This is a genomic window from Mycobacterium gallinarum, from assembly GCF_010726765.1.
In the GTDB taxonomy this organism is placed as follows: domain Bacteria; phylum Actinomycetota; class Actinomycetes; order Mycobacteriales; family Mycobacteriaceae; genus Mycobacterium; species Mycobacterium gallinarum.
Map to the genome: position 1 here is coordinate 2,492,892 of NZ_AP022601.1, position 11,954 is coordinate 2,504,845.

Here is an 11,954-nt window from a genome sequence, read left to right on the forward strand (position 1 = left end):
ACAACAGTCTTGGAAGGTGACATGGCAGCGGAGGACCCGCGACGCACAGCGGTCGTCATCGTGCATGGAATGGGCGAGAAACGCCCGATGGAGACGTTCGAAGGTTTCGTGCGGACGGCGCTGCATCCGCTCGACGGGAAATGGGACTACCAACCGCGTCCGGCCGAGATCACCGACACCTACGAAGCGCGCCGCTACGTCGCCCCTGGTCCCGTCGACTTCTTCGAATACCACTGGCCATTCCTGATGACCGCGGGCAAGTACGCCGGCGTTGCATCGACGGCGCTACGGCTCTTTCTGCGGCGGCCCGGCAATGTGCCCGACGCGCTGGTCGGGATTTGGCGTCGGGTCTGGATCGTGGTCCTGTCAGCCCTGTTGCTGATCCCCGTACTGTTCGTGTCCGGCTACGCGCTGAATTCGGATGTTCCGGCGTGGATCATCGGGTTGACCATCAGCGCGGCCGTGTTGGTCTTTTGGTTCGGCCTCTACCGCATGCTGGCGCGAGCGTTGGTGAACAAGAAGACCGCGCCCCTGGTCGACTCTGCCCGCTACCTGGATCCGGCGCCGCCTTCGTATGCGGCGCGACGAGCCGTTCGCGGCGGCCTGGTCGACCTTCTCCGCGATGTGCACGAAGAGGGATACACACGCATCGTCGTGGTTGCCCACGGTACCGGCACGTACATCGCGTATGACGCGCTGACGCTATTCTGGGCACAGTTTCACAAACAGGGAAAGGCCTCGTGCATAACCGATTTCGTCACCGTCGGCGCCCCGCTGGTCCTTGCGGATCTGTTGCTTACTCGGCCGCCGTTGCTCAACGGCATGAAGACGTCGGACGGCGCCCTGCGGCGTGAGCTGTTCGAGGAACTGATGCGTCGCGGCGTCGTCGTCGGATGCCAACCTGAGTCTCCGTTCGCCGCCACGCGATGGACGAACATGTGGTTTCCCGTGACTCGGGGCAGCCGCCGCGGCGACTGGTTCGGCGGGGAGTTGGGTCCGTTGTTCGGCGCCGGCATCCGCGACATCGCGGTGAGCGGCAATCAGCCCGAGCGGCTCAAACCCGGTTCCGCGCACACCGAGTATTTCAGCCATCCCGACAAGGACGCCGACGGTGATGTCGCCTGGCACCTGCGCAGGACTCTCGCGCTGTAGGTCTCGCTGCGGGCGTAACTCGCTGCATGTTCGCGACCGATCTTGACTGTTTCCTGTCGGTACGCTGGACGCCATGAACAGCGTTTTGCTTGTCCTCGTTGTCCTGGTCGTCGTCGCTCTCGGTGCGGTGGTGTACGGCGCGATGAGGGCCTCCGACCGGCGCAATGCCGCCTCACTGGAGGACGCGAAAGCCGATGCGCGTCGCGTGATCGAACGTCTCGGCGGCCAGGTCATCAACTTGACCGGCACCGACGACGCTTCCAAGCAGGCGCTTGCCGACGCGTCGGAGCGGTATACGGCGGCGGGTTCGCAGATCGAGCAGGCAAACACCGCCAAGCAGGCGCTGTTCGCCAAGGAGAGTGCACTCGAAGGCCTCTACTACGTGCGTGCCGCCCGCACCGCGATGGGCATCGACCCAGGCCCGGAGCTGGAAACGCTTGCCGGCCAACGCTCGGCCGGCACCGTCACCGAGGACCGCAAGGTGAACTTCGAAGGTCGCGAGATCGAGGCGTCGCCGGCTCCGTCCGAGCGCACACCGAACTATTACCCCGGCGGCCGCGTCGCCGGCCGCCCCGTGCCCGCCGGCTGGTACTCCGAGCCGTGGTGGAAACCCGCGTTGGTCGCCGGCGCGTGGGGTGTGGGATCGATGTTCCTGTTCAGCGCGCTGTTCTCGGGCATGGCCGGCACCGGCTACGAGCAGGGCTTCGCGGAGGGATACGACCAAGGATTCGATCAGGGCGGCGATGGTGGCGGCGACGGCGGGGGTGACTACGCCGACGGCGGCGGGGGTGACTTCGGCGGCGGCGATGGCGGCTGGGGCGGCGATTGGGGTGGCGGCGACTTCGGAGGCGACTTCGGCGGCTTCTAGCCGCCGGCGGAGTCGGTTCCTATTTCTGACAGGTCGGGCACCAGAACAGGTTGCGGCCCTCCAACTCCGCAGTGCGAATTTCGGTGCCGCACACCCGACATGGTTCTCCCGCACGCCGGTACACGTAGGTGCGCGGCCGGCCAGGTCCATATGACGGCAACCCATGGTCGTCCTTGGGGCGGATCGCGATGATCTTGCCCCGCCGCACGCCAACTTTCATCAACTCGACGAGATCTGTCCACATCGCGAAGAATTCGCTCTCGTCGATGTGCGTGCCCGGTCGGTACGGGTCGATGAGATGTCGGTACAACAGCTCGCTGCGGTACACGTTGCCCACGCCTGCAATCACCGACTGGTCCATCAGCAGCGCACCGATGGGTCTGCGCGACTTGCGGATTCGGTTCCACGCCAATGCCCCGTCGGCGTCACGGCGCAACGGGTCTGGGCCAAGACGCGCGACGATGTCGGCGATCTCCGGCTCTTCGATGACCTCGCACACCGTCGGGCCACGCAGGTCGGTGCCGTACTCGGCACCGAGCATCCGCATCCGCACCTGACCGACGGGCAGTGGCATGGGTAACGGGAGTTCGGTGAACGTCCCGTACAACCCGAGGTGAACGTGCACGACGCGGCCGCCGTTGTAGTGGTGGAACAGGTGCTTGCCCCACGCACTGGCCTTCTTAAGGACGTGTCCGTTGACCGCCGCGGCCCCGTCGGTGAATCGGCCCTGCGGGCTGGACACCATGACCGGCGCCCGGCCGAATCGGCGCTGATGCAGCTGGGCAAGCCGGTGCAGCGTGTGCCCTTCCGGCATCCCCTAGCTCGGCGCGCCGGGCACAGGAGGCGCGACGTGGGTGCGCTCGTACTCGGACAGAATGTCGATACGACGTTGATGCCGTTCGGCTTTCGACCACGGCGTGGTGAGGAACGCATCGACGATCGCGAGCATCTCGTCTTCCGTGTGCATGCGCCCGCCGATGCCGATCACCTGCGCGTTGTTGTGCTCGCGCGCGAGTTTGGCCGTCTCGACGCTCCACCCCAACGCACACCGGACACCGGGCACCTTGTTCGCGGCGATCTGCTCGCCGTTGCCCGAACCGCCGAGCACGATGCCGAGGCTGCCTGGGTCGGCGACCGTCTTCTCCGCGGCCGCGATGCAGAACGCCGGGTAGTCGTCGTCGGCGTCGTACGCGTACGCCCCGCAGTCGACGGGCTCGTGCCCGTTGGCGGTGAGGTGCTCGACGATCCGCTGCTTGAACTCGAAGCCCGCGTGGTCGGCTCCCAGGTAGACGCGCATGGCGGCCATTCTGGCAGACGGTTCCGGCCAGCGGCGTTCGCATGCCGGCGAGGGCGGGCCTGAGAAACTGCGAAGTCGCCGTGCAAACGTGCGCGCAGGCATAAAATCGCGTCTTATCACGGCCATAGGCGCCGGAATCGGAGAGCGGCAAATGTTCGATTTGTTTCAGCCTTCACGAGCGATCGCCGTCGGTTGTCTTTCCGCGGCCACACTTCTCGGTACTTGGGCACCGGCGGCCGCTGACCCAGCGAGCGATCAGGCACGCAATGACGAACTGGCCGCTCTGATCCCCGCGGGCTCGACCGATTGCCAAGTCGGGCGGCAGTACCCCGAAGACCCGTTCGTCGCCAGGCTCGGCTGCGGCCGGAACAGTCAACCGGGCGGGCCGTACAGCGCCGTCTACTCGCTGTACGGGAGCCCTGCCGACGTGGACACGGCCTTCGGCATATTGGCGGGCAGTGGTAGTCCTGTCGCATGTCCGGGAGCGGCCGGCGCGCAGCCGGTCGCATGGGGAGGCGGCATGGTGGTCTGCACGACGGCCAGCGGCCCCCGAGAAGGCGCGCCGACGGTGTCGTGGACCAAGGCCTCGGATCTGTTCGTGGGGTCGGCATCGGGCGACGACCTCACGGCGCTGTATTCCTGGTGGCTCGCGGCGCGCTGAAACCTCGTCAGTCGAAGACGACCGCGAGCGGTCAATCGAATACCGGCGGCTCGGTGCGGGTGCGCTTCAGCTCCCAGAAGTGCGGATAGGACGCAAACGTCACCGAGGCGTCCCACAGCTTTCCGGCCTCTTCGCCGCGTGGGATCTTCGACAGCACCGGGCCGAAGAAGGCGACACCGTTGACGTGAATCGTCGGGGTACCGACGTCGTCGCCGACGGCATCCATACCCGCGTGATGGCTCTCTCGCAGCGCCTCGTCGTACTTGTCGGTGTTGGCGGCCTCGGCCAGCTCGGCCGGCAGTCCGACCTCCTCCAGCGACTCCTTGATGACGACATCGAAATCTTTGTTGTCCTGGTTGTGGATGCGTGTGCCCATCGCCGTGTAGAGCGGCGCGAGGATTTCGCTGCCCTTGGCCTGCTCTGCGGCGATCGCCACCCGGACCGGCTTCCACGCCTGCTTGAGACCTTCGCGGTACTGCTCAGGCAGATCTTCTTTGTTCTCGTTGAGCACCGCAAGACTCATCACGTGCCACTGCACCTCGATATCGCGCACCTTCTCGACTTCGAGGATCCAACGCGACGTGATCCAGCACCACGGGCACAGCGGGTCGAACCAGAAACCGGCGACAGACTTCTCGGGCATGAAAACCTCTCGGTAGATGGTCAGACGTCCATTCAGACAACCTTGCACCCCGCCCGCATGTTCCCGCTGCCACGTATTGCGACGTACCGGCTCACAGGACACGCATAGTGTGCAAACAGTTATAGAAGCGTGTTGTCGATGTGACTGTTGTCAATCAGTGTTTCACCTGTGATTAAAACGAAACGCATGATCGCCACGGCATTGGCCGGACCCGCGATGGCACTCTGTCTCGCGGCGCCGGCGTCCGCCGAGCCGGTGGACACGACGTTCCTCAACGCGTTGAACGACGCCGGCATCGGGTACGGCGATGCCGTAAGCACGGAAAGGCTCGGACAGTCGGTCTGCCCGATGCTCGTCGAACCGGGCAAGAACCTGGCGTCGGTGTACTCCACCGTTTCCAACAACGGCATCAACCCCGACATGGCGGCCTTCTTCACCGGGATCGCCATATCGATGTACTGCCCATCGATGATGGCCCGGATCGGCAACGGCACCGTCCTGGAGGGGCTCGACGGACTGGGCGGCCTGAACGGGCTCACCGGGCTCAACGGGTTCGGGATACCGGGGTTCTAGCGCGCCTCACCACGAGACCGACCACTAGGTTGGACACGTGGCACTTCCCAACCTCACCCGTGACCAAGCCGTCGAACGCGCCGCACTGGTCACCGTCGGCAACTACCGCATCGACCTCGATCTGACCGACGGCGCCGGCAAGCCCGGCGAGCGCACGTTCCGATCGGTGACGACCGTCGACTTCGAAGCGCTGCCCGGCGCCGACACCTACATCGACATCGCCGCCGATCGCGTCCGCAGCGCCGTCCTCAACGGCCGCGACATCGACGTGTCGAGTTACGACGAGTCCACCGGTATTCCGCTGACGGGCCTGGTCGAAAGCAACGTCCTCGTCGTCGACGCCGAATGCCGCTATTCCAACACCGGTGAAGGCCTGCATCGGTTCGTCGACCCGGTCGACGACGAGGTCTACCTGTACTCACAGTTCGAAACCGCCGACGCCAAGCGGATGTTCGCGTGCTTCGACCAGCCCGACCTCAAGGCGACCTTCGAGGTGACCGTCACGGCCCCGTCGCACTGGGAGGTCGTCTCCAACGGCGCCACCACCGACGCCGAAGACGCGGGCGCCGGCAAACGGCACACCTTCGCCGTCACACCGAGGATGAGCACCTATCTGGTCGCGCTGATCGCCGGCCCGTACGCGCGCTGGGACGACAACTACAACGACGAGCACGGCGACATTCCGCTCGGCCTGTTCTGCCGCAAGTCGCTCGCCGAATTCATGGACGCGGAGCGGCTTTTCACCGAGACGAAGCAGGGATTCGGCTTCTACCACAACAACTTCGGCGTGCCGTATGCCTTCGGCAAGTACGACCAGCTGTTCGTGCCGGAGTTCAATGCGGGCGCTATGGAGAACGCCGGCGCCGTGACATTTCTCGAGGATTACGTCTTTCGCAGCAAGGTGACGCGGGCGTCGTACGAGCGACGCGCGGAGACCGTCCTGCACGAGATGGCGCACATGTGGTTCGGCGATCTGGTCACGATGCAGTGGTGGGACGACCTGTGGCTCAACGAGTCGTTCGCGACGTTCGCCTCGGTGCTGTGCCAGGCCGAGGCGACCGAGTACAAAGAGGCCTGGACGACGTTCGCGAACGTCGAGAAGTCCTGGGCATACCGGCAGGATCAGTTGCCGTCGACGCATCCGGTGGCCGCCGACATCCCCGATCTGCACGCCGTCGAGGTGAACTTCGACGGCATCACCTACGCCAAGGGCGCCAGCGTCCTGAAGCAGCTCGTGGCTTACGTGGGACTCGAGTCGTTCCTGGCCGGCCTGCGGGATTACTTCCGCGACCACGCTTTTGCGAATGCGACGTTCGGCGACCTGCTGGGCGCGCTGGAGAAGGCGTCCGGACGCGACCTGTCCGGCTGGGGCAGGCAGTGGCTCAAAACCACCGGACTCAACACGCTGCGTGCTGAATTCGACCTCGACGCCGACGACAATTTCACCCGGTTCGCGATCGCCCAGAGCGGGGCGCAACCGGGCGCCGGGGAGACACGCGTGCACCGCCTCGCGGTCGGAATCTATGACGACGACGGTAGCGGCAAGCTGGTGCGAACGCACCGCGAGGAGCTCGACATCGAGGGTGATGTTACCGAAGTATCTGCGCTGCAGGGAGTTTCGCGGGGACAGCTCGTCCTGGTCAACGACGACGACCTGACGTACTGCTCGTTACGCCTTGACCCGCAGTCGCTGCAGACGGCGCTCACGAGGATCGCCGATATCGCCGAGCCGCTCCCCCGCACGCTGGCGTGGTCGGCGGCGTGGGAGATGACCCGTGACGCCGAACTGAAGGCCCGCGACTTCGTCGCCCTCGTCATCAGCGGTGTGCACGCCGAATCCGAAGTCGGTGTCGCGCAACGCCTCCTGTTGCAGGCACAGACCGCGCTCGGCTCCTACGCCGACCCGGTCTGGGCGAAAGAGAACGGCTGGCCGGCATTCGGCGATGCACTGCTGGACCGTGCACGCGAGTCGGCACCGGGTTCTGACCACCAGCTGGCGTTCGTCAATGCGCTGTGCGCATCGGTGCTCTCCCCCAACCACATTGCTGTGCTGTCGACGCTGTTGGACAACGAGCCCGAGGCGGTGAACATGCCGGGCCTGGTGATCGACACGGACTTGCGCTGGCGCATTGTCACCGCGTTGGCCACCGCAGGCGTCATCGACGCGGACGGCCCCGAATCACCGTTCATCGACGCGGAAGCCGAACGCGATCCGACGGCTGCAGGTGGGCGGCATGCCGCGCAGGCCGCGGCGGCGCGGCCTCAGTTGGCGGTGAAGGAAGCGGACTGGCAGGAGGTCATGGAGGACGACACCCTGGCCAACGTCACCGCGCGGTCGATCACCATCGGCTTCGTGCGCCCGGGTCAGGAAGAACTGCTGAAGCCGTTCCGCGACAAGTACTTCAGCGCCATCTCCGGCGTCTGGCAACGGCGGTCGAGCGAGGTGGCACAGACCGTCGTCGTCGGGCTGTATCCGTCATGGGACATCAGCCAGGAGGGGTTAAACGCCGCCGACAGGTTCCTGTCTGACCCAGACGTGCCGCCGCCGCTACGCCGGCTGGTGCTCGAAGGCCGCGCCGGGGTCGAGCGGTCGCTGCGTGCACGGGGTTTCGACGCCAGCTGACTTTCGCAAGGGCCCACGCGAAGCCGCGAGTGACCGTGTTTGTACGGCGACACGCCGTAAACCGTGTGCACTTTGCGGTCACTCGCGCGGCATTCTTTGTGGATGGCGGTCAGTCGGACGAGACGAGCGCGCGCTGCGCGCAAGCGCAAGAAACGGATGGCCGCCGTCGACCATGACCTGACCGCCGAGCAGTGGGCAGCCATCAAGGATGCCTGGGAAGGTTGCGCTTACTGCGGGGCGACCGACGCTGCACTACAGCGCGATTGCGTCATGGCGATATCCCGCGGCGGGCGCTACACCATCGACAACGTCGTGCCCGCTTGCGCCAGGTGCAACACCAGCAAGTGCAACGACGAAGTCACCGGATGGATGCGCCGTAAGCGCCTCGACGAACGCAGATTTCTCCAGCGATACGTCGAGATCCGTGCGGCGCTGTTGGCCGACGCCGGCTAATGAGCTGCTGGTGAGACCCCGGCGCTCATCACCTCGACGGCCTTGATCAGGCCCGGGATGAGCTTGCCGTCCTTGAACAGCTCCGCGGCGGCGGTCACTCCCTTGGGTGCGGACTCCTCGATGCCGCGGCCGCTGACCTCGCTGCCGTAGACCACCTCGATCGCGCGCTGGTCGGGGGACACCGCGAGCAGCACGGCGTTGTCCGGTGTCGGCACCTTCGCCAGGATCTGGCGAGCGGTCGCCGCGGTATCGGCGCCGAGGTCCCCGAGGTACACCGCGAAACGGGCCTTGGCGGCGCGCGAACCGTATTTCAGCGCGTCGTCGAGAAACGCCAGATCGTTGACCGGGAAGGGGTAGTGCACCGACAACTCGCCGGGCTCGGTGACCCCGGAGATCCGGCCGCTGTTCGTGACGACCCAGCCGCGCGGCAGCTCGGCGAGTTCCGTGGAACGAGTAGTTACGACGTCACCACTTGCCACTTGCGCCGCCTCCTACCGTGACGGGGTGCGAACCATGGCCAGCCCCATGACCGCCGTGATCGGCGGGTTCATCGGCTGCCCACAGGATCGGGTCATGCGTCCACTTGTCGGACATCTTGTAGGTAGCCGGATGCGGGCCCTTGCGCTTTGGACCGACGACGTAGATCAAGAACATCAACACCAGCAGCACGGCCAGTGGAACCCCGCCAAGGAGGGAATGAGTAAGTGCTGTGCTCACGCGCAAACCGTATCAGCCAGCGATGAGCGCCTGCGCGAAGAGCCAACAGCCAGCGATGAGCGCCCGCGCGAAGAGCCAAGGGCCATAGCTCAGGCCGCGCCTTCGCCCAGATACCGAACCCATGCCGGATCGAGTTCCTTCACGCTGGACAGCAGTCGCCAATGCTGGCCCTTCGGCGGTACCGGCACCGAGCGCAGAGACCAGCCGAGTTCGGAGAGCAAACGGTCGGCCTTGCGGTGGTTGCACGTCGAGCAGGCCGCCACACAGTTCTCCCACGAATGCTCGCCGCCGCGACTGCGTGGCACCACATGGTCGACGGTGTCGGCCTTGCCGCCGCAATAGGCGCAGCGGAACCGGTCGCGGTGCATCAGCGCTGCCCTGGTCATCGGGATGCGCGCACGGTAAGGCACTCGGACGTAGGACCGCAGCCGGATGACCGAGGGCACCACGATGGAGCGGCTGGCGGAGTGGATGACGGGGCCGCCCGGATCGTCGTGGACCACGTCGGCTTTTCCGCACATCAGCATGATGACCGCCCGCCGCATGGGCAGAGCGGTCAACGGTTCGTACGTGGAGTTCAGCAGGAGTACCCGCCGCCGGCCCCACAGCGAGCCTTCCCTGGTACTGGGCGGATGGGTTTCGACGCTGTGCAGGACGCGCGACTGCGAATGCGACACTGCGGGCCCGGACAAGCCCGCTGCGGCGTCGTGAAGCCGGTGGCCAGCCCTTTTGGACGGGCCTTTCTTGCGATGCGCCATACGTCCTCCGTCGGACAGTCCACCACGGATTCCTGTCAATCGCACGACAATTCTGCTCGTGTTCGCTGGTCAGTCCAATGAACATCGGGTGACGCGACCGGCTGGGCAGCGCTTTGTGGCGGCAGGACACAATGGTGGAGTGACTCAGCCCCAGCGGTCGTTCTACGACGAAGTCGGTGGCCATGACACGTTCCGAACCCTCGTGTCGCGGTTCTACCAGTTGGTGCGCGAGGACGAGATCCTGCTCCCGCTGTATCCCGAGAAAGACCTCGACGGCGCCGAGGTGCGGCTGCGGATGTTCCTCGAGCAGTATTGGGGCGGGCCGCGGACCTACTCCGATCAGCGCGGTCATCCGAGGCTGCGCATGCGGCACGCACCGTTTCGGATCGGCTATCTCGAGCGCGACGCATGGCTGCGCTGCATGCACACCGCCGTCGCGGAGATCGACTCGCAGACGTTGGACGACGAGCATCGCGAAGAGCTCCTGGCCTATCTGGAGATGGCCGCGCACTCGATGGTCAACTCACCCTTCTGACGAGCGGGCCAAGCGGCGGTGAACGCGCCATTTCCTCGACGGTGCGAGCGGGCCGTTGACGTAGATTTGGCGGCGATGAGTCAGGACGTGAGTGCCCGTGAGCCTTGGTGGTCGCACGCGCTGTTTTATCAGGTCTATCCGCGATCGTTCTACGACAGCAACGGCGACGGTCTCGGCGATCTCGACGGTGTGATCGCCAAGCTGGACTACCTCGAGGCACTCGGCGTCGACGCGATCTGGCTCAACCCGGTCATGGTGTCGCCGATGGCCGACAACGGCTATGACGTGGCCGACCCCCGCGACGTCGACCCGATGTTCGGCGGCATCGGAGCGCTGGACCGGCTGACAGAGGCCGCGCACGCCGCGGGAATCAAGGTGACGATGGATCTGGTGCCCAACCACACCAGCTCGGCGCACCCCTGGTTCCAGGCGGCGTTGGCCGCCAGCCCCGGCAGCGATCAACGCGGGCGCTACATCTTCCGCGACGGCAGCGGCCCCGGCGGTGTTCATCCCCCGAACAACTGGGTGTCGATCTTCGGCGGGCCGGCGTGGACGCGCGTCGTCGAAGCCGACGGCAATCCCGGGCAGTGGTACCTGCACCTCTTCGACGCCGAACAGCCGGATCTGAACTGGGACAACCCGGAGGTCTTCGACGATCTCGAGAAGACGCTGCGGTTCTGGCTCGAGCGCGGCGTCGACGGGTTCCGCATCGATGTCGCACACGGGATGGCCAAGCCGCCGGGACTGCCCGACATGGAGCACATCAAGGCTGAAGTGCTGCTGGCCGATATGGACGACGACCCGCGTTTCAACAACGACGGCGTGCACGACATCCACCGGCAGATCCGCGGGGTGTTCGACGATTACGACAACGCGGTCGCCATCGGCGAGGTCTGGGTGTACGACAACGAGCAGTTCTCGCAGTACGTGCGGGCCGATGAGCTGCATCTGGCCTTCAACTTCCGCCTGCTGCGCGCGGAGTTCGACGCCACCGACATCCGTCATGCCATCGAGAACTCGCTTGCCGCAGCGCATCTCGTGGATGCGACGCCGAGCTGGACGCTGGCCAATCACGACGTCGACCGTGAACCGACCCGGTACGGCGGCGGAGCCGTCGGCCTGGACCGCGCCAAGGCGATGACGCTGGCGATGCTGGCACTGCCCGGCGCGGTGTTCATCTACAACGGCGAAGAGCTGGGCCTGCCCAACGTCGACCTGCCCGACGAGGCGCTGCGCGATCCGGTGTGGGAGCGCTCGGGTCACACGCGGCGCGGGCGCGACGCCAGCCGGGTGCCGGTGCCGTGGGAGGGCGAGGCACCTCCGTTCGGGTTCTCGGACAGTTCTGACACCTGGCTGCCGCTGCCTGAGGACTGGGCGACGTTGACCGTCGAGCAGCAGGACGGTGATCCGGCGTCGACGCTGACGTTCTACCGGCGAGCAATCGAATTGCGGCGGGATCGAGCCGAATTCGCCGGTCCGACGATCGAATGGCTCGACTCCCCGGCCGACACGTTGACGTTCCGGAATAGCGGCGGGTTGGTATGCGTGCTCAATGCCGGCGCCGACGCGATAGCGCTGCCCGACGATGAGGTGTTGTTGGCGAGTGCTGAACTGGTGGGCGGCAAGCTGCCGCCGAACGCCGCCGCCTGGCTGGTCTAGTTTCCGCGAAGGCTT

14 protein-coding genes are annotated in these 11,954 nt (G+C 65.8%); 8 read left to right on the forward strand and 6 right to left on the reverse strand.

Going from position 1 to position 11,954, the window contains the following annotated elements; translation table 11 throughout:
- Window positions 1–21 precede the first annotated feature (21 nt).
- Both G6N42_RS12090 and G6N42_RS12095 read left to right on the forward strand, forming a co-directional pair.
- On the forward strand, window positions 22–1,152 hold the full coding sequence (locus tag G6N42_RS12090; RefSeq protein ID WP_163729807.1) for a hypothetical protein: 1,131 nt from the start codon (window positions 22–24) through the stop codon (window positions 1,150–1,152).
- A 73-nt stretch (window positions 1,153–1,225) separates the two neighbouring features.
- Window positions 1,226–2,020, forward strand: a complete 795-nt coding sequence (locus G6N42_RS12095) for a DUF1542 domain-containing protein (protein ID WP_163729808.1) — start codon at window positions 1,226–1,228, stop codon at window positions 2,018–2,020.
- A gap of 19 nt (window positions 2,021–2,039) precedes the next feature.
- On the opposite strand, the gene G6N42_RS12100 is transcribed toward G6N42_RS12095, so the two are convergent.
- Both G6N42_RS12100 and G6N42_RS12105 read right to left on the reverse strand, forming a co-directional pair.
- A complete protein-coding gene (locus G6N42_RS12100) occupies window positions 2,040–2,834 on the reverse strand; it encodes an Fpg/Nei family DNA glycosylase (protein ID WP_163729809.1) in 795 nt (264 codons plus the stop codon).
- A 3-nt stretch (window positions 2,835–2,837) separates the two neighbouring features.
- Entirely contained in the window at window positions 2,838–3,317 is a 480-nt protein-coding gene (locus G6N42_RS12105; protein ID WP_197905534.1) for a ribose-5-phosphate isomerase, read from the reverse strand.
- A 151-nt stretch (window positions 3,318–3,468) separates the two neighbouring features.
- Between G6N42_RS12105 and G6N42_RS12110 the strand changes: the two genes are divergently transcribed.
- The gene (locus tag G6N42_RS12110) at window positions 3,469–3,978 is read left to right on the forward strand and encodes a hypothetical protein (RefSeq protein ID WP_163729811.1); all 510 of its coding nucleotides are present in this window, start codon (window positions 3,469–3,471) and stop codon (window positions 3,976–3,978) included.
- Between the two features lie 31 nt (window positions 3,979–4,009).
- On the opposite strand, the gene G6N42_RS12115 is transcribed toward G6N42_RS12110, so the two are convergent.
- Window positions 4,010–4,621 (reverse strand): mycothiol-dependent nitroreductase Rv2466c family protein, encoded by a 612-nt coding sequence (locus G6N42_RS12115; RefSeq protein ID WP_163729812.1) that lies wholly within the window; start codon window positions 4,619–4,621, stop codon window positions 4,010–4,012.
- A gap of 168 nt (window positions 4,622–4,789) precedes the next feature.
- On the opposite strand from G6N42_RS12115, the gene G6N42_RS12120 reads away from it, so the two are divergent.
- The 3 genes from G6N42_RS12120 (at window position 4,790) to G6N42_RS12130 (ending at window position 8,270) form a co-directional block, all read left to right on the forward strand.
- Entirely contained in the window at window positions 4,790–5,194 is a 405-nt protein-coding gene (locus G6N42_RS12120; RefSeq protein ID WP_232076125.1) for a DUF732 domain-containing protein, read from the forward strand.
- Between the two features lie 37 nt (window positions 5,195–5,231).
- Window positions 5,232–7,817, forward strand: a complete 2,586-nt coding sequence (gene pepN, locus G6N42_RS12125; RefSeq protein WP_163729813.1) for an aminopeptidase N — start codon at window positions 5,232–5,234, stop codon at window positions 7,815–7,817.
- A gap of 102 nt (window positions 7,818–7,919) precedes the next feature.
- The gene (locus G6N42_RS12130) at window positions 7,920–8,270 is read left to right on the forward strand and encodes an HNH endonuclease (protein WP_174262064.1); all 351 of its coding nucleotides are present in this window, start codon (window positions 7,920–7,922) and stop codon (window positions 8,268–8,270) included.
- On the opposite strand, the gene G6N42_RS12135 is transcribed toward G6N42_RS12130, so the two are convergent.
- The 3 genes from G6N42_RS12135 to G6N42_RS12145 form a co-directional block, all read right to left on the reverse strand.
- Window positions 8,267–8,749, reverse strand: coding sequence for a DUF5130 domain-containing protein (locus G6N42_RS12135; protein ID WP_163729815.1), 483 nt, complete (start codon window positions 8,747–8,749; stop codon window positions 8,267–8,269). The two genes, G6N42_RS12130 and G6N42_RS12135, sit on opposite strands and share 4 nt — an antisense overlap.
- Window positions 8,736–8,987 (reverse strand): aa3-type cytochrome oxidase subunit CtaJ, encoded by a 252-nt coding sequence (gene ctaJ, locus G6N42_RS12140; RefSeq protein WP_163729816.1) that lies wholly within the window; start codon window positions 8,985–8,987, stop codon window positions 8,736–8,738. The genes G6N42_RS12135 and ctaJ overlap by 14 nt, the downstream gene beginning before the upstream one ends.
- Before the next feature lie 89 nt (window positions 8,988–9,076).
- Window positions 9,077–9,745, reverse strand: a complete 669-nt coding sequence (locus G6N42_RS12145) for an HNH endonuclease (protein WP_163729817.1) — start codon at window positions 9,743–9,745, stop codon at window positions 9,077–9,079.
- Window positions 9,746–9,884: 139 nt separating this feature from the next.
- On the opposite strand from G6N42_RS12145, the gene G6N42_RS12150 reads away from it, so the two are divergent.
- Both G6N42_RS12150 and G6N42_RS12155 read left to right on the forward strand, forming a co-directional pair.
- Window positions 9,885–10,280 carry a globin gene (locus G6N42_RS12150; RefSeq protein ID WP_163729818.1) on the forward strand — a complete coding sequence of 132 codons (396 nt, stop codon included), beginning with the start codon at window positions 9,885–9,887 and terminating at the stop codon, window positions 10,278–10,280.
- Between the two features lie 75 nt (window positions 10,281–10,355).
- A complete protein-coding gene (locus G6N42_RS12155) occupies window positions 10,356–11,939 on the forward strand; it encodes a glycoside hydrolase family 13 protein (protein ID WP_163729819.1) in 1,584 nt (527 codons plus the stop codon).
- The last annotated feature ends 15 nt before the right edge of the window (window positions 11,940–11,954 follow it).

Excerpts from the sequence above, each read along its gene's own strand:
- G6N42_RS12090 (WP_163729807.1), top strand. The coding sequence starts at position 22 with ATGGCAGCGGAGGACCCGCGACGCACAGCGGTCGTCATCGTGCATGGA.
- G6N42_RS12095 (WP_163729808.1), top strand. The coding sequence starts at position 1,226 with ATGAACAGCGTTTTGCTTGTCCTCGTTGTCCTGGTCGTCGTCGCTCTC.
- G6N42_RS12100 (WP_163729809.1), bottom strand. The coding sequence starts at position 2,834 with ATGCCGGAAGGGCACACGCTGCACCGGCTTGCCCAGCTGCATCAGCGC.
- G6N42_RS12105 (WP_197905534.1), bottom strand. The coding sequence starts at position 3,317 with ATGCGCGTCTACCTGGGAGCCGACCACGCGGGCTTCGAGTTCAAGCAG.
- G6N42_RS12110 (WP_163729811.1), top strand. The coding sequence starts at position 3,469 with ATGTTCGATTTGTTTCAGCCTTCACGAGCGATCGCCGTCGGTTGTCTT.
- G6N42_RS12115 (WP_163729812.1), bottom strand. The coding sequence starts at position 4,621 with ATGCCCGAGAAGTCTGTCGCCGGTTTCTGGTTCGACCCGCTGTGCCCG.
- G6N42_RS12130 (WP_174262064.1), top strand. The coding sequence starts at position 7,920 with ATGGCGGTCAGTCGGACGAGACGAGCGCGCGCTGCGCGCAAGCGCAAG.
- G6N42_RS12145 (WP_163729817.1), bottom strand. The coding sequence starts at position 9,745 with ATGGCGCATCGCAAGAAAGGCCCGTCCAAAAGGGCTGGCCACCGGCTT.
- G6N42_RS12155 (WP_163729819.1), top strand. The coding sequence starts at position 10,356 with ATGAGTCAGGACGTGAGTGCCCGTGAGCCTTGGTGGTCGCACGCGCTG.